Source organism: Nocardioides marmoraquaticus (genome assembly GCF_054777915.1).
In genome coordinates, this window is record NZ_BAAHAA010000007.1 from 154,107 (window position 1) to 168,261 (window position 14,155).

Annotated in this window: 17 protein-coding genes; 9 read left to right on the forward strand and 8 right to left on the reverse strand. The window is 74.8% G+C overall.

Features of this window, described 5'->3' with window-relative positions:
• The first annotated feature begins 21 nt into the window (after nucleotides 1-21).
• Genes ACYU8I_RS07620 through ACYU8I_RS07630 form a run of 3 tightly spaced genes read left to right on the forward strand, consistent with a single transcriptional unit; the run spans nucleotide 22 to nucleotide 2,351 of the window.
• Nucleotides 22-858: a biotin--[acetyl-CoA-carboxylase] ligase gene (locus ACYU8I_RS07620; RefSeq protein WP_460839136.1), complete on the forward strand. Its 837-nt coding sequence runs from the start codon at nucleotides 22-24 to the stop codon at nucleotides 856-858.
• A gap of 28 nt (nucleotides 859-886) precedes the next feature.
• Complete coding sequence (locus ACYU8I_RS07625) at nucleotides 887-1,369, forward strand: PH domain-containing protein (protein ID WP_460839139.1); 483 nt, start codon at nucleotides 887-889, stop codon at nucleotides 1,367-1,369.
• A gap of 7 nt (nucleotides 1,370-1,376) precedes the next feature.
• Entirely contained in the window at nucleotides 1,377-2,351 is a 975-nt protein-coding gene (locus ACYU8I_RS07630) for an adenylate/guanylate cyclase domain-containing protein (RefSeq protein ID WP_460839142.1), read from the forward strand.
• A gap of 26 nt (nucleotides 2,352-2,377) precedes the next feature.
• Here the strand turns inward: ACYU8I_RS07630 and ACYU8I_RS07635 are convergent, their stop codons facing one another.
• A complete protein-coding gene (locus tag ACYU8I_RS07635) occupies nucleotides 2,378-2,962 on the reverse strand; it encodes an NYN domain-containing protein (protein ID WP_460839144.1) in 585 nt (194 codons plus the stop codon).
• 58 nt (nucleotides 2,963-3,020) lie between these two features.
• Here ACYU8I_RS07635 and ACYU8I_RS07640 point away from each other — a divergent pair, with 58 nt between their 5' ends.
• From ACYU8I_RS07640 to ACYU8I_RS07650, 3 genes are all read left to right on the forward strand, one after another.
• The gene (locus ACYU8I_RS07640; protein WP_460839146.1) at nucleotides 3,021-4,187 is read left to right on the forward strand and encodes a 5-(carboxyamino)imidazole ribonucleotide synthase; all 1,167 of its coding nucleotides are present in this window, start codon (nucleotides 3,021-3,023) and stop codon (nucleotides 4,185-4,187) included.
• Complete coding sequence (gene purE, locus ACYU8I_RS07645) at nucleotides 4,121-4,708, forward strand: 5-(carboxyamino)imidazole ribonucleotide mutase (RefSeq protein ID WP_460839218.1); 588 nt, start codon at nucleotides 4,121-4,123, stop codon at nucleotides 4,706-4,708. The genes ACYU8I_RS07640 and purE overlap by 67 nt, the downstream gene beginning before the upstream one ends.
• Nucleotides 4,709-5,169: 461 nt before the next feature.
• A complete protein-coding gene (locus tag ACYU8I_RS07650; RefSeq protein ID WP_460839148.1) occupies nucleotides 5,170-6,564 on the forward strand; it encodes an HNH endonuclease signature motif containing protein in 1,395 nt (464 codons plus the stop codon).
• A gap of 261 nt (nucleotides 6,565-6,825) precedes the next feature.
• Here the strand turns inward: ACYU8I_RS07650 and arfB are convergent, their stop codons facing one another.
• Both arfB and ACYU8I_RS07660 read right to left on the reverse strand, forming a co-directional pair.
• Entirely contained in the window at nucleotides 6,826-7,263 is a 438-nt protein-coding gene (gene arfB / locus ACYU8I_RS07655) for an alternative ribosome rescue aminoacyl-tRNA hydrolase ArfB (protein WP_460839149.1), read from the reverse strand.
• Between the two features lie 7 nt (nucleotides 7,264-7,270).
• On the reverse strand, nucleotides 7,271-7,687 hold the full coding sequence (locus ACYU8I_RS07660; protein WP_460839151.1) for a CoA-binding protein: 417 nt from the start codon (nucleotides 7,685-7,687) through the stop codon (nucleotides 7,271-7,273).
• A gap of 41 nt (nucleotides 7,688-7,728) precedes the next feature.
• Here ACYU8I_RS07660 and ACYU8I_RS07665 point away from each other — a divergent pair, with 41 nt between their 5' ends.
• Entirely contained in the window at nucleotides 7,729-8,133 is a 405-nt protein-coding gene (locus tag ACYU8I_RS07665) for a hypothetical protein (protein WP_460839152.1), read from the forward strand.
• A 10-nt stretch (nucleotides 8,134-8,143) separates the two neighbouring features.
• Nucleotides 8,144-9,331 carry an acyl-CoA dehydrogenase family protein gene (locus ACYU8I_RS07670; RefSeq protein ID WP_460839154.1) on the forward strand — a complete coding sequence of 396 codons (1,188 nt, stop codon included), beginning with the start codon at nucleotides 8,144-8,146 and terminating at the stop codon, nucleotides 9,329-9,331.
• On the opposite strand, the gene ACYU8I_RS07675 is transcribed toward ACYU8I_RS07670, so the two are convergent.
• Together ACYU8I_RS07675 and ACYU8I_RS07680 are read right to left on the reverse strand one after the other, a co-directional pair.
• Nucleotides 9,320-10,840 carry a glycerol-3-phosphate dehydrogenase/oxidase gene (locus ACYU8I_RS07675; RefSeq protein ID WP_460839156.1) on the reverse strand — a complete coding sequence of 507 codons (1,521 nt, stop codon included), beginning with the start codon at nucleotides 10,838-10,840 and terminating at the stop codon, nucleotides 9,320-9,322. The two genes, ACYU8I_RS07670 and ACYU8I_RS07675, sit on opposite strands and share 12 nt — an antisense overlap.
• Nucleotides 10,837-11,415 (reverse strand): TetR/AcrR family transcriptional regulator, encoded by a 579-nt coding sequence (locus ACYU8I_RS07680; RefSeq protein ID WP_460839158.1) that lies wholly within the window; start codon nucleotides 11,413-11,415, stop codon nucleotides 10,837-10,839. Before ACYU8I_RS07680 ends, ACYU8I_RS07675 begins: the two co-directional genes overlap by 4 nt.
• A 17-nt stretch (nucleotides 11,416-11,432) precedes the next feature.
• Here ACYU8I_RS07680 and ACYU8I_RS07685 point away from each other — a divergent pair, with 17 nt between their 5' ends.
• On the forward strand, nucleotides 11,433-12,995 hold the full coding sequence (locus tag ACYU8I_RS07685) for an FAD-binding oxidoreductase (RefSeq protein ID WP_460839162.1): 1,563 nt from the start codon (nucleotides 11,433-11,435) through the stop codon (nucleotides 12,993-12,995).
• A gap of 63 nt (nucleotides 12,996-13,058) precedes the next feature.
• Here the strand turns inward: ACYU8I_RS07685 and ACYU8I_RS07690 are convergent, their stop codons facing one another.
• The 3 genes from ACYU8I_RS07690 to ACYU8I_RS07700 are packed head-to-tail and all read right to left on the reverse strand — an operon-like array spanning nucleotide 13,059 to nucleotide 14,058.
• Nucleotides 13,059-13,529 carry a hypothetical protein gene (locus tag ACYU8I_RS07690; protein WP_460839163.1) on the reverse strand — a complete coding sequence of 157 codons (471 nt, stop codon included), beginning with the start codon at nucleotides 13,527-13,529 and terminating at the stop codon, nucleotides 13,059-13,061.
• A gap of 25 nt (nucleotides 13,530-13,554) precedes the next feature.
• Nucleotides 13,555-13,806 (reverse strand): hypothetical protein, encoded by a 252-nt coding sequence (locus ACYU8I_RS07695; protein ID WP_460839166.1) that lies wholly within the window; start codon nucleotides 13,804-13,806, stop codon nucleotides 13,555-13,557.
• Nucleotides 13,807-13,851: 45 nt separating this feature from the next.
• Nucleotides 13,852-14,058, reverse strand: a complete 207-nt coding sequence (locus ACYU8I_RS07700) for a hypothetical protein (protein ID WP_460839168.1) — start codon at nucleotides 14,056-14,058, stop codon at nucleotides 13,852-13,854.
• Nucleotides 14,059-14,155: the final 97 nt, after the last annotated feature.

Here is a 14,155-nt window from a genome sequence, read left to right on the forward strand (position 1 = left end):
GCGTGCGTCAATGTAGTGGCCATGAGCGCCCTCGCGGACCCCCGCCCACCTCTCGACGCCGCAGGGGTGGCCGTGCCCGACGGGTGGCGTCTCGAGGTCGCCGCCGAGGTGACGTCGACCAACGTCGCGCTGGGCGAGCGGTACCGCGCCGGGGAGCGTGCCGGCCTGGTGCTGGTGGCCGAGCACCAGAGCGCGGGCCGCGGTCGGCTCGGCCGCGAGTGGGTGGTCGCCCCCGGGTCGTCGCTGACCGTCTCGGTGCTGCTCGAGCCCGACGCCGCCCCCGAGCGGTGGGCGTGGCTCCCGCTGCTGACCGGGGTGGCCGCCGCCCGGGCCGTGCGAGACGCGGCTGGAGAGGTGGCCGGCGACGGTGTCGCCGTCGCGCTGAAGTGGCCCAACGACGTGCTGCTGGGCGAGGCCGAGGGCAAGGTCGGGGGCATCCTGCTCGAGCGCGTCGAGCACGAGGGGCGGGCGGCGGCGGTCGTCGGCGTGGGGCTCAACGTGCACCAGCGTCGTGACGAGCTGCCGGTCGACACCGCCACCTCGCTGGCGCTGGGCGGCGCCGAGGTGGGTCGCGAGGCGCTCCTCTCGGCGCTGCTGCGGCGGCTGGCAGCGGCGTACGACGCCTGGGCCGGCGGGCCCGGGGTCGACGGGGCGGGCGACGCGGCGCTGCGCGACGACTACCTCGCCCTGTGCACCACCCCCGGCCGCGAGGTACGCGTGGTGCTGCCCGGGGGCGAGCTCGAGGGCACGGCCCTCGACGTCGACCCCGACGGGCGGCTCGTGGTGCGCACCGCGGCGGGGGAGGAGCGCCTGGGGGCGGGCGACGTGGTGCACGTGCGCCCGCAACCGTCCGCCTGAGCCGCGCGCTCGGTGGCATGATCGGCGCGTGGCGATCTCCCCCCGGCTGCTCAACGACGGCGAGTCCGTGGTGGTCAGCACCCGCACGCACGTCAAGGCGCTGCTGCTCCCCGCGCTGACGCTCGTGGTGGTGGCGGGTCTGGCGGGGTTCCTCCTGACGCTGCCCAGCGGCGAGCAGGCGGGCCTGTGGCGCGCCGTGGTCGCCGTGGTGGCGGTGGTGCTCGTGCTGTGGCGCTGCGCCTGGCCGTTCGTGCTCTGGCTGACGACGACCTACACCTTCACCGACCGCCGGCTCATCACCCGTGAGGGCGTGCTGACCCGGCGGGGCCACGACATCTCGCTCTCGCGCATCAGCGACATCTCCTACGAGAAGGACCTGCTCGACCGCGTGCTCGGCTGCGGCACCCTGGTCGTCTCCGACGCCGGTGACCTGGCTCTCGAGCTGCACGACATCCCCCGGGTCGAGGAGGTGCAGCGGCACGTGTCCGAGCTGCTGCACCAGACCCGGTGAGGGCGCGATGACCTCTCCCGACGACCTCGAGCGCGCCATCCTGGGCGCGGTGCCCGACCGCACCGGCAGCGAGGTGGCCGGCACCGCCGGCCTGAGCCGCGAGCAGTCGCGACGGCTGTGGCGGGCGCTGGGCTTCCCCGACACGGGCGAGGCCGCGGCGTTCAGCGAGGCCGACGAGGCGGCCCTCAACCGGGTGGCCCGGCTGCTCGGCGACACCGAGCTCGACTTCGACACCGTGGTGCGGATGACCCGGGCGGTGGGCCAGACGATGGACCGGCTCGCCGACTGGGAGGTCGCGACGCTCGTCTCCCACGTCGAGCGCGCGGTCGGCCACGCCGACGCCGGCGCCCGTGACGCCGAGGTGCTGCGGCTGGCGCAGCAGATCGGGCCCGACTTCGACGTCCTGCTCGGCTACGTCTGGCGTCGCCACCTGGTCGCCGCCGTGGCCCGCACCAGCGGCGCCACCGCGAGCGGCGACGACGACGAGCACGTCGAGGCCACGGTCGGCTTCGCCGACCTGGTCAGCTTCAGCGCGCTGACCAACCGGCTGCGCGACGACGAGATCGGCGACCTCGTCGAGGTCTTCGAGTCCCGCGCCCACGAGGTGGTCTCGCGGCGCCGCGGCCGGGTCGTCAAGACCCTCGGCGACTCGGTGCTCTTCCTCGCCCCCACGCCCGCCGACGGCGTCGACATCGCCTGGGACGTCGTGCAGGTCATCGGCCGCGACCCCAAGCTGCCCGACGTGCGCCTCGGGCTGGTCACCGGCTCGGTGACCATGCGCATGGGCGACGTCTACGGGCCCGCGGTCAACCTCGCCTCGCGGCTGACCAACGTCGCCCGTCGCAACCGAGTGATCACCGACGTGCACACCGCCGAGGTGCTGCCGGGCGAGCGCTACGAGACCCGCACCCTGCCCGCGCGACCGGTGCGGGGGTTCGGCGAGCTGCAGCCGGTCGCCGTACGACCGACGCGGCGGCCCTGAGCCGCGCGTGAGGCCGGCCCGGAGCCCTACAGGAAGTCGACGGGGTCGAAGTCGTCGATCTCGATGACCCGCAGGCGGGGCAGCGTGGTGTTGAACGCGCCGACCTCGCGCTCGAGGTCGAAGAACTCCATGCCGCGGCGCTCGAGCGACCGGTAGCCGTGGTGGCGCAGCTCCTCGAAGCCGACCTGGCCGACCCGGCGGGTGCCGACGAGAGCCTCGAGCTGGGGCAGGAAGTCGCCGTCGTTGCTGACCAGCACCACGTCGTCGTCGCGGTCGGCGAGCGCGTCGAGGGTGCGCTGGATCGCGATGTCGACGACCTTGTCCTGCGGGCCGCCGCGCAGCGGCACCGGCGTGTAGCCGATCGCGACGAGGGCCTGCACGAAGCTCATCGGCATCTCGTCCTTGACCGCCAGGAAGAACAGCCCCCGCGCGGGCGGGCCCCACTCGCGGGTGACGTAGTCGAGCACCCGCTCCCAGCGCGGCCGCTCGTCGGGGTGCGGTCGGCGTCCGAAGATCGAGGTGCCGAGGGTGGCGTCGATGTTCTCGCCGTCGACGAGCACGTAGGACTGCCGCTCGGCCGCTCCGGGTGCCCCCGCTGCCGCTGGTGTCATGGCCGGAGCCTACGACGCCCGACCGGCGGCGGGTGCCGCGTGGAATAGGCTCCGGGCCGTGGCTGACGAGACCGCTGCCCTCGCCCCGACCGTCGCCGTCATCGGCGGCGGCCAGCTGGCCCGGATGATGGCCGAGCCCGCCGCCGCGCTGGGGCTGCCGCTGCGGCTGCTCGCCGAGGCCGAGGGCGTCAGCGCCGCGCAGGTCGTCCCCGACCACGTCGTCGGCGACCACACCGACCTGCCCACGCTGCAGCGGGTCGTCGAGGGCTGCGCGGTCGTGACCTTCGACCACGAGCACGTGCCCACCGACCACCTGCGCGCGCTCGCCCAGCAGGTCGCCGTCCACCCCGGCCCCGAGGCCCTCGTGCACGCGCAGGACAAGGCGGTGATGCGCGACCGCCTCGGTGCCCTCGGCGTGCCGTGCCCCCGCCACGCCCGCGTCGGCTCCGTCGACGACGTCGAGGCCTTCGGGCTGCCCTGCGTGCTCAAGACGACCCGCGGCGGCTACGACGGCAAGGGCGTGTGGTTCGTCCGCAGCCGTGCCGACGCCGAGGCGGCCGTGGCCGCCGCGACCGAGCAGGGCCGCGAGCTGCTGGCCGAGGAGCTCGTCGACTTCCGCCGCGAGCTCTCCGCGATGGTGGCCCGCTCGCCCTCCGGCCAGGTGGCGGCGTACCCCGTCGTCGCCAGCACCCAGCGCGACGGCATCTGCCACGAGGTGGTCGCCCCGGCGCCCGACCTCGACCCGGAGCTCGCCCTCGAGGCCCAGCGGATCGCGATGAGGGTCGCCGGCGAGCTCGACGTGACGGGCATGCTCGCGGTCGAGCTCTTCGAGACCCGTGACGGGCGCGTCGTCGTCAACGAGCTCGCGATGCGTCCGCACAACACCGGTCACTGGACCCAGGACGGCGCCGTGACCAGCCAGTTCGAGAACCACCTGCGGGCCGTGCTCGACCTGCCGCTCGGGGCGCCCGACGCCCGCGAGCCGTGGACGGTGATGGTCAACATCCTCGGCGGCGAGCGCGAGACCGGGCGGCTGTACGACGGCTACCCGCACGCGATGGCGCGCGACCCGCGGCTGCGGGTGCACCTGTACGGCAAGGGCCTGCGACCCGGTCGCAAGGTCGGACACGTCAACGCCTACGGCGACGACCTCGAGGACTGCCTCGAGCGGGCGCGGCACGCCGCCGCCTGGTTCGCCGGCGACCTGGGGGAGGAGAGCGAGTGAGCACCGAGCCGCTGGTCGGGATCGTGATGGGGTCGGACTCCGACTGGCCCGTGATGAAGGCCGCCGCCGAGGCCTGCGACGAGCTAGGCGTCACCTGGGAGGCCGACGTCGTCTCGGCCCACCGGATGCCCGACGAGATGCTGGCCTGGGGCCGCTCGGCCGCCGAGCGCGGCCTGCGCGTCGTCGTCGCCGGCGCCGGGGGAGCCGCCCACCTGCCCGGCATGCTCGCCTCGGTCACCCCGCTGCCCGTCGTCGGCGTCCCCGTGCCGCTGAAGCACCTCGACGGGATGGACTCGCTGCTCTCCATCGTGCAGATGCCCGCCGGCGTGCCCGTCGCGACGGTCTCGGTGGGCGGCGCCCGCAACGCCGGCCTGCTCGCGGCCCGCATCCTCGGCGTCGCCGACGACGACCTGCGCGGTCGCATGGTCGACTTCCAGGCCTCGCTGCGCGACGCCGCCCACGCCAAGGGCCAGGCCGTCCGCGACGCCGCTCGCGGGTCGCAGCGGCGTACCGGCTTCTAGGCCCGGCCTCCGCGTCGGGGCCTCCGTGATCGGTACGTCGACGGGTCTCGCGGCTCGGGCCTGGCGGCCCTCGCACCTCGACCACCGGGGTGGAGCGGCCGGTGGCGTGGGGGATGGTCGAGGTGCCCGAGCCCCTGGGCGAGGGCCGCGAGACCCGGGGAGCCGGTGACGGCGGCCCCATCAGCCCGGGCCTGAGCGGGCGGGTACGTCGCCGGGTCTCGCAGCTCGGGCCTGGCGGCCCTCGCACCTCGACCACCGGCCAGGAGCGGGCCGGTGGCGTGGGGATGGTCGAGGTGCCCGACCGAGCCCCTGGGCGAGGGCCGCGAGACCCGGTGAGCCGGCGACGGCGCCATCGAGGGGCTCGACTGCCCTCGCACGGCCTCGCGCCTTGACCGCCAGAAGGCCGTCCACATGCTGTCGTACACCTGTTCGAATGCGTCATCGCAGTCGTAGGATGGGGCATGGCCCGCACCACCGACGACACCCCCACCACCGTGGGGTCCGCCGACCCGTCTGACGTGCCGCGCCACCCTGTCGCTGACTTCACCCGCCGCCTTCGACGCCGGCTCGACCAGCTCGCCGCACCGTCCGCCCGACCGGTGTGGGCGATGCGGGCCGAGGAGCTGCGCGAGACCCTGCTCGACCTCGCCACCGCCCAGGCGCAGCTCGACGCCCTGCGACTGACGGTGATGGCGGAGGCCGAGCGCAACGGTTCGATCCTCGACCCCGGCGACAAGACGACCGCCGACTGGTACGCCCGCCACACCCGCACCCGCCGCAACCTCGCGCGCGCCGACCTCCGCCTCGCCCAGGCATGCGACGACGCCATGCCCCACCTCGCAGGCGCCATGGCCACCGGGCGGGTGTCGCTCGACCAGGCCCGCGCGATCAAGCGGTCGCTGGACCTGCTGCCGGTCACCGGGGAGTTCGCGGTCGACGGCGACCAGCGCGAGGCCGCGGAGGCCCACCTCGTCGATCTCGCACGGCACCACGACGCCGGCGACCTCGACCACCTCGGCCGACGCCTCTACGCCGTCATCGCACCAGAGGCCGCGGATGCCTACGAAGGCCGGCTCCTCGAGGCCGACGAAGCCCGCGCGGCGCGCAAGACCACCCTCAAGATCTGGACCGACCACCAAGGCCTCACCCACGGCCGCTTCCGCATCCCCAAGCTGCACGGCGCCATGCTCACAAAGGCCCTCGACGCCATCATGTCGCCACTGCGCGAGCACGGTCCGTCGGTCGAGCCTGCCGAGACCACTCGATCGTCGGTCGAGCCTGTCGAGACCACCGCGACCGACGCCGACCCGCACGACACCGACCCGCACGACACCCGTCCCGTCACCGTCCGTCGGGGCGAGGCGTTCTGCGAGCTCCTCGAACGCCTCTCGGCCTGCGACCTGCCCGCCACCGCCGGCGGCGACGCCACCATCGTCGTCACCCTGCAGCGCGACGACCTGGTCGCCGCCCTCGACACCGCCGGCGTCGCAATCCTCGACACCGGACACCGCATCTCCGCAGGCGAGGCCCGACGCCTCGCCTGCCGCCACAAGCTGGTCCCCGCCGTCCTCGACGGTGCCTCCCACGTCCTCGACCTCGGCCGCAGCCGACGCCTCCACACCAAGGCCCAACGACTCGCCTTGAGCACCACCCAGGGCGGCTGCACCGCCGAGCACTGCGACGTCCCCGCCGCGAAGTGCCACGCCCACCACGACACCCCCTGGTCCCAAGGCAGCACCACCGACACCCACACCGGACGACTCCTCTGCGGCCCCCACCACCGCCGCGTCCACGACCCCGCCTACCACCACGAACGCCTCCCCGACGGCACCATCAGGTTCCACCGACGGCCCTAGACCGGCGGGAGGAGGTCGCGCCCTTCGTGGCTCGCTCCCCTCGCGCGGAGGTCGCGCCCTTCGTGGCTCGCTCCGCTCGCACCTCAGGGAGCGGTGTCCTGGGGTGTTCGTGCCCCGGGGGCGGTGTATTGGGGTGTTCGTGCCCCGGGGGCGGTGTCCTGGGGTGTTCGTGCCCCGGGGGCGGTGTCCTGGGGTGTTCGTGCCCCGGGGGCGGTGCCCTGGGGTGCTCGTGCCTCGGGGGGCGGGGGGAGAGGCGGGTCGTCAGTCGTCGCGGACCCGGCCCCGCAGCCGCTTGACGTCCGAGCGGCGGCGCTTGCCCTCGACGCGGCGACGCTGCGAGCCGCGGGTGGGCTTGGTCGGGACGCGGGTGAGCGGCGGCGGTGCCAGGGCATCCCGGAGCCGGTCGGCCAGCCGCTCGCGCGCGGCCAGCCGGTTGCGGTGCTGCGAGCGGTGCTCGGAGGCGGTGACCACGAGCACCGCCCCGAGCCGGCCGACCGCCCGGGCGCGCTGGGCGTCGTCGAGGGCCCGTGTCGCCGTCAGGTCGAGCTCGACACCGACGCGGCTGTCGGTGGTGTTGACCGACTGGCCGCCCGGGCCCGAGCTGCGGGAGAACCGCTCGACGAGATCGGCGGCGGGCACGACGAGGCCGCGCGGCAGCCCCGGACCGGGGCGCAGTCGCAGGTCGAGCTCGCCCGTCACGGCCCGGTCACTGGCCCCGCCGGCGCCACTCGATCGCCGGGCAGGTGTCCATCACCATCGGCACCCCGGCGGCCCGGGTGCGGCCGAAGGCCGCCTCGTCGACCACGCCGAGCTGGAACCACACGCCGCGGGCGCCGATCGCGACCGCCTGGTCGGCGAAGTCGCCGGCGGCCTCGGAGCGACGGAAGACGTCGACCACGTCGACCGGGAACGGCACGTCGGCCAGGGCGGCGTACCCCTGCTCGCCGAGCACCGTCGGCGCGTCGGGGTGGATCGGCACGATGCGCTTGCCGCGCGACTGCAGCAGCTCGGCGATCGACCAGGCCGTGCGGGTGCGGTCGGTCGACAGGCCCACGACGGCCCAGGTCTCGCAGTCGTCGAGCATCAGGCTCACGGCCTCGGGGTCCTGCCAGTCGGCGGTCATGCCTCCAGTGTCCTCCCTCGGCGCGACCTAGGCTCGAGGGCGTGCCCACCGCGTTGCTGACCGGCCTCGTCGAGCCGTCGACACTCGCGCCGTTCGTGGAGCAGGTGGGCTGGGGCGTCGGTCGTCAGGTCGTCCGACGGCTGCACGCCGACGGGGTCGAGGTGGGCGTCCTGCTCGACGAGCTGCCCGACCGCGCCGAGGCGCCGGGGTGGGCGGCGTACGCCGTTCTCGAGGGCCGCACCGCGGTCGCCGTCGCGCTGGTGCACCTCGCGGGGGAGCGGGCGACGTACGTCGGCGACGTCGTCGCGCCGACGGCCCCGCCGGGCACCCGTGAGGCGCTGCTGGTGCGCGCGCTGCACGACGCGGGCGCGGCCGGTGCCGACGTGCTGCAGGTCACGCAGCCGGGGGTGGGACTGGCCGGTTGGCCCCACGCTAACGATCGTTAACATCGGCGGCATGAGCGACGGTCACCCGATGTACGCCCTGTCCGAGGAGCACCAGGCCATCCGCGAGGCGGTGCGGGCGGTGGCGACCGACAAGATCGCGCCGTTCGCCGCGGCGGTCGACGAGGAGGCGCGGTTCCCGAGCGAGGCGCTCGCCGCCCTGCGGGCCTCCGACTTCCACGCGCCCCACGTGCCCGAGGAGTACGGCGGGGCCGGTGCCGACGCGCTGGCGACCGTGATCGTGATCGAGGAGGTGGCCCGCGCCGACGCCTCGGCCTCGCTCATCCCGGCGGTCAACAAGCTCGGCTCGCTGCCGGTGCAGCTGGCCGGCTCAGAGCAGCTCAAGAAGAGCTACCTGACCCGGCTGGCGGCCGGCGACGGCGGCTTCTCCTACTGCCTCTCCGAGCCCGACGCGGGCTCCGACGCCGGTGGCATGAAGACGCGCGCCGTGCGCGACGGCGACGACTGGGTGCTCGACGGCGCGAAGCGCTGGATCTCCAACGCCGGCCCGGGCGAGGGCGAGTCGGAGTTCTACACCGTGATGGCGGTGACCGACGCCGACAAGCGCACCCGCGGCGGCATCTCGGCCTTCGTGGTGGAGCGCTCCGACGAGGGCGTGTCGTTCGGCGCACCGGAGAAGAAGCTCGGCATCAAGGGCTCGCCCACCCGGGAGGTCTACCTCGACCAGGTCCGGATCCCCGGCGACCGCATCATCGGCGAGGTCGGCACGGGCTTCGCCACCGCCATGCGCACCCTCGACCACACCCGCATCACCATCGCGGCCCAGGCGGTCGGCATCGCCCAGGGTGCCCTCGACCACGCCCTCGGCTACGCGCAGGAGCGCGAGCAGTTCGGCAAGAAGATCGCCGACTTCCAGGGCCTGCAGTTCCTGCTGGCCGACATGGGCATCAAGGTCGAGGCCGCACGCCAGCTGACGTACGCCGCCGCGGGTCGCTCCGAGCGCGGCGACAAGGACCTCACCTTCTTCGGTGCGGCCGCCAAGGCGTTCGCCTCGGACACCGCGATGCAGGTGACGACCGACGCCGTGCAGGTGCTGGGCGGCTACGGCTACACCCGCGACTACCCGGTCGAGCGGATGATGCGCGACGCCAAGATCACCCAGATCTACGAGGGCACCAACCAGGTGCAGCGCATCGTCGCGGCCCGTCAGCTCCTCGCCGGGATCCAGTCACGGCTCTGAGCCGCTGACGGTGGCCGCGGCGAGGCCGAGGGCTCGCCGGGCCATCGGTTCGGCCCGGGCGCGGTCCTGCGGGACGAGCCCGACCCGCGTGCGGCGGTCGAGCAGGTCGTCGACGTCGGTTGCGCCCTCGTGCGTCACGGCGAAGACGAGCTCGGCCAGGGTCACGCCCTGCGGGCCGGGGGCCAGCAGCTCGGTCTCGGGGAGGCCGGTGACCTCGACGGCAGTGGCGAGGACGAGCGCGGCCTCGGTGCCGAAGCGACGCACGAGCCGGGGTGGTGCGGCGAGGCGCGCCAGGTGCTCGCGCGTCGCCGCGCCCAGGAGGGGCAGGGTGCGGGTCCGGCACGGTCCGGTCGCGAGGCCGACGGCGTCGACGGCGTCCTCGGCCATCCGGCGGTAGGTCGTCAGCTTGCCGCCGACGACCGTGACGACGCCGCTGGGCGAGATGAGCACGGCATGCTCGCGCGACAGGTCGGCGGTCTCCCCGCCCGCCTGCAGCAGGGGACGCAGGCCGGCGTAGGTGCCGACGACGTCGGGTCGACGCACCTCGACCTCCAGGACCGTGTCGACGACGTCGAGCAGGAACCCGATCTCGGCCTCGGTGCCCTGCGGCACGTCCGGGACGTCCCCGTCGGTCTCCTCGTCGGTCAGGCCGACGTGGACCGTGCCGTCCGGCTGGGGCAGCGTGAGGACGAAGCGGCTCGTGCTGCCCGGGACCGGGATGGTCAGGGCGGCGGTGAGGCCGGGGACCGACGACGACCGCAGCACCAGGTGGGTGCCCCGTGACGGCTTGAGCCGGACGTCGGGGCTGACCGACCCCGCCCACACCCCGGTGGCGTTGACGACCGCGCGGGCCGCGACCTCGTGGGTGCGTCCGGTGCGCTCGTCGCGCAGCGTCGCGCGGGTGCCGGTGGCCGTCAGGACCCGCGAGCGGGTGCGGACCTCGGCGCCGTGGTGCGCCGCCGTGCGGGCGAGACAGGTGACGAGGCGTGCGTCGTCCTCGAGCTGGCCGTCGAAGGCCAGCAGCCCGCCGCGGAGCCCGGAGCGCCTCAGGCCGGGCGCCAGCCGCACCGCCTCGTCGGGGCCGACCCGCCGCGTGCGGGGCAGCGTGCTCGCGCTGGTGCCCGCCGTACGGCGCAGCACGTCGCCGGCGACCAGCCCGGCGCCGGCGAGGGCGGCGTGGGCCCGGGAGACCCCGGGCGTCAGGGGCAGCAGCATCGGGAGCGTCCGGGTGAGGTGGGGCGCCGTCGTCTCCATCAGCACGCCTCGCTCGACCGCGCTCTCGCGCGCGACCCCGACCCGGCCGTGGGCCAGGTAGCGGAGCCCGCCGTGGACGAGCTTGCTCGACCATCGCGACGTGCCGAAGGCGACGTCGTGCGCGTCGACGGCCAGCACGCTCAGGCCGCGTGCGGCCGCGTCGAGGGCGACGCCGGCGCCGGTGACCCCGAGGCCGACGACGAGCACGTCGACGGAGCGGGGAGCGCCGGCCAGGCCGGCCTGCAACTGGCTCACGGGGCCAGGTACCGCTGGACCAGGTGCACGAGCTCGGCGTCGAGATCGGCCTGCGTCAGGTCGTCGGTCGTCATGGTGTGTGCGGACAGGGTGAACCCGTGGGCGGCCAGGAGCACTGACCGTGCGAGGAGCGTCGGGTCGCCGTCACGCACCTCGCCCGTCGCCTGTCCTGCGGCGATGCGCTCACCGAGCAGGTCCAGCACGAGGTCCTGGGTGCGACCGCGCCGGTCGACGAGGTACGGCAGCAGCTGCTCGGGGTCGACGTCGACGATGCGACGGAAGAGCGGGTTCGCCCGCAGCGCGGAGACCACGGCCACGAAGCGACGCGCCAGGGTCTCGGCCCCGTCGCCGTCGGGCGGCTGCGCGTCCGCCGTGGGCTGGACCTCGGCCGTCCACTCCCGGGTCATCAGCTCGGCCAGGATCGACTGCATGTCGGGGAAGGCGCGGTAGACGGTCGTGCGGGACACGCCCGCCCGGCGGGCGACGTCGGTCAGGGTCGCGCGCCGCAGCCCCACGGTCAGGATCACCTCGCGGGCCGCATCGAGCAGGCGATCGGTGTTACACGTGGACGGCACGTGTCACACTGTATCTCGTGAGTCGAGAGATGCATCCGCAGCGGTGGGGCGACGCCGGTGCGGCCGGCCCGCTGCCCGAGGCCACCCGGGCCCTCGTCGAGGCCGTCTTCGACACCGTCCCGAGCCCGGCACGCGAGGTCGTGACCCTGCCCGCCGCGCAGCTGGCCGAGCACCTGCTGGAGTCACTGCGCGAGACGGTCGGGTCCGAGCACGTGGCGACCGACGACGCCACCCGGCGGCTGCGCACGCGCGGTAAGTCGACGCCGGACCTCCTGCGAGCCCGGTCCGGTGACCTGGGCGACGCGCCGGACGCCGTCGTCCGTCCGGGGTCGCACGACGAGGTCGCCGCGGTGCTGGCGTGGGCGCACGCCCACGGCGTCGCCGTCGTGCCGTTCGGCGGCGGCACCTCGGTCACCGGTGGCCTGGTGGCGGCCCGGGCGGGTCGGGCCGGGGTGGTCAGCCTGGACCTGGGGCGGCTCGATCGCCTGCTCGACGTCGACACCACCTCGATGACCGCGACCCTCCAGCCCGGCATGCGGGGCCCGGACGCGGAGGCCGCCCTGGGTGCGCACGGGCTCACCCTCGGGCACTTCCCGCAGTCGTTCGAGTTCGCCACCATCGGCGGCTTCGCCGCCACCCGCAGCAGCGGGCAGAACAGCGCGGGCTTCGGTCGCTTCGACCAGATGGTGGTGGGCCTGCGAGCCGCCACGCCCGTCGGCGACCTCGTCGTCGGCAGCGCGCCCGCCGACGCCGCCGGCCCAGACCTGCGACAGCTGCTGCTCGGCTCGGAGGGCGCCTTCGGGGTGATCACCGAGGTGACGGTGCGCGTGCGCCACGCCCCGACCCAGCAGGTCCACGAGGCCTGGGGCTTCGAGTCGTTCGCCGCCGGACGCGAGGCGATGCGACACCTGGCCCAGCGCCAGCTGCTGCCCACGATCCTTCGTCTGTCCGACGAGAACGAGACGGCCGTCAACCTGGCGAGCCAGTCCGACGTCGGCGGCGAGACCGCCCCGGGCTGCGTGATGATCGTCGGCCACGAGGGCGACGCGGTGGAGCGTCGCCGCGCGGAGGTGGGCGAGGTCCTCGTCGCGCTCGGCGGCACCCCGCTGGGGGAGGAGCGCGGTCGCCACTGGCACGAGGGGCGCTTCGCCGCGCCGTACCTCCGCGACTCCATGCTCGACGCCGGCGTCCTGGTGGAGACGCTGGAGACGGCCACGTTCTGGAGCAACGTCGAGCGGCTGCACGCCGACGTCGCTGCCGCGCTGACCGGGAGCCTGGGTGGGTCCGCCCTGGTGCTGTGCCACGTCTCGCACGTCTACGAGACGGGGTGCTCGCTCTACTTCACCGTCGCCGCTCCGCAGGCGGACGAGCCCGTCACCCAGTGGCTGCGGGCGAAGGCCGCCGCCAGCGACGCCATCGTCGCCGCGGGCGCCTCGATCACCCACCACCACGCCGTGGGCACCGACCACCGTGACTGGCTCGAGCGCCAGGTCGGACCGGTCGGGGTGCGGGTGCTCCGGGCGGTCAAGCAGGCGCTGGACCCCGCCGGCATCCTCAACCCGGGCGTCCTCGTCCCGTGAGACGGGGGCTCGTCGCCCGGCCGTGGTGACGCCGGACAGGAGCGAGGTCCCGGACCCGTGCGGTCAGTCGCAGGTGTCGCAGATCCCGGTGGCGGGCAAGGCCAGGAAGCAGGTCGGGCAGATCTTCGCGACCGGCTCCTGACGCACCGGGCGCTTGGCCGTCAGCGGCACGCTGCTGCGCACCCCGCTGGCGGTCGACCGCGGCCGGGTCGCCGGGGGAGCGGAGCGACGTGGCCGCGGCTCCGGCGGCGGTGGGGGCGGCGGCAGGGTGAGGTCGAAGCCGAGGTCGGGCAGGACCTCGCCAGCGTTGTGACGGCCGGTGAACAGCTCGTCGGGTGACGCCGCGCCGCGCGTGGCGCTCATGTAGGCGAGTCCGGCGACGACCTTCGCGTCATACTGGCGTCCGGCGTGCCGCAGCACGTGCGTGGAGTCGGACTGGCTGACCAGCGCGACGAGCACCTCGCCCGTCGCGGCGTCGTACTGCTCGATGGCCGTCAGCACGTGGTCGCGGGTGACAGGACGGAAGTCGACCATGACCCCGAGGGTACGACGCCCCGGCTCAGTCGCCGTCGTCGGTCTCGACGGGGTCCTGGTGGCCCCGCTGCTCGGCCCGCTCGCCGAAGTCGCGACCGGGCTCGCTCTCGTCACCGGTGACGGCGTTGGGTCCCTGGCGCCCCTCCTGCACCCCCTCGGACTCGTCGCCCGGGGCGCCCGCGACCGACTGGTCGGGGCTGATGGGCTCGCCGTCGCCGAGGTTGGCGACCTCGGAGACCGCGCCCTCCTGCTGCTCGTCGTCAGGTGTCTGGCTCATGGAGGGCCCTTACCCCGAACGGGAGGGGTCGGCTCGGCTGACGGCTCAGTTCCCGGGCTCGTGGTTGCCGGTGCGGGCGTTGGGGCCCTGCTTGCCCTCCTGGACCTCGGGGTCGGGGGCGCCGCCGACGGCCTGGTCGGGGTCGATCGGGGTGCCGTCACCGAGGTTGGCGACCTCGGAGACCGCACCGCCGCCCTCGTGCTCGTCGTGGTCCCGACGGTCATCGCGCTCACGGTCTGCTTCGTGGCTCATGCCTCGTAGGTAGCCACCGGGGCGTGCCCGCATGCGGGAGGGCTCGATGAGGACTCCCTCACGTGGGCCTCATCGACGCTTCCACGGGCGGCAGCGG

Excerpts from the sequence above, each read along its gene's own strand:
- ACYU8I_RS07650 (WP_460839148.1), top strand. The coding sequence starts at position 5,170 with ATGGCCCGCACCACCGACGACACCCCCACCACCGTGGGGTCCGCCGAC.
- ACYU8I_RS07660 (WP_460839151.1), bottom strand. The coding sequence starts at position 7,687 with ATGACCGCCGACTGGCAGGACCCCGAGGCCGTGAGCCTGATGCTCGAC.
- ACYU8I_RS07700 (WP_460839168.1), bottom strand. The coding sequence starts at position 14,058 with ATGAGCCACGAAGCAGACCGTGAGCGCGATGACCGTCGGGACCACGAC.
- ACYU8I_RS07630 (WP_460839142.1), top strand. The coding sequence starts at position 1,377 with ATGACCTCTCCCGACGACCTCGAGCGCGCCATCCTGGGCGCGGTGCCC.
- ACYU8I_RS07695 (WP_460839166.1), bottom strand. The coding sequence starts at position 13,806 with ATGAGCCAGACACCTGACGACGAGCAGCAGGAGGGCGCGGTCTCCGAG.
- ACYU8I_RS07670 (WP_460839154.1), top strand. The coding sequence starts at position 8,144 with ATGAGCGACGGTCACCCGATGTACGCCCTGTCCGAGGAGCACCAGGCC.
- ACYU8I_RS07690 (WP_460839163.1), bottom strand. The coding sequence starts at position 13,529 with ATGGTCGACTTCCGTCCTGTCACCCGCGACCACGTGCTGACGGCCATC.
- ACYU8I_RS07635 (WP_460839144.1), bottom strand. The coding sequence starts at position 2,962 with ATGACACCAGCGGCAGCGGGGGCACCCGGAGCGGCCGAGCGGCAGTCC.
- ACYU8I_RS07620 (WP_460839136.1), top strand. The coding sequence starts at position 22 with ATGAGCGCCCTCGCGGACCCCCGCCCACCTCTCGACGCCGCAGGGGTG.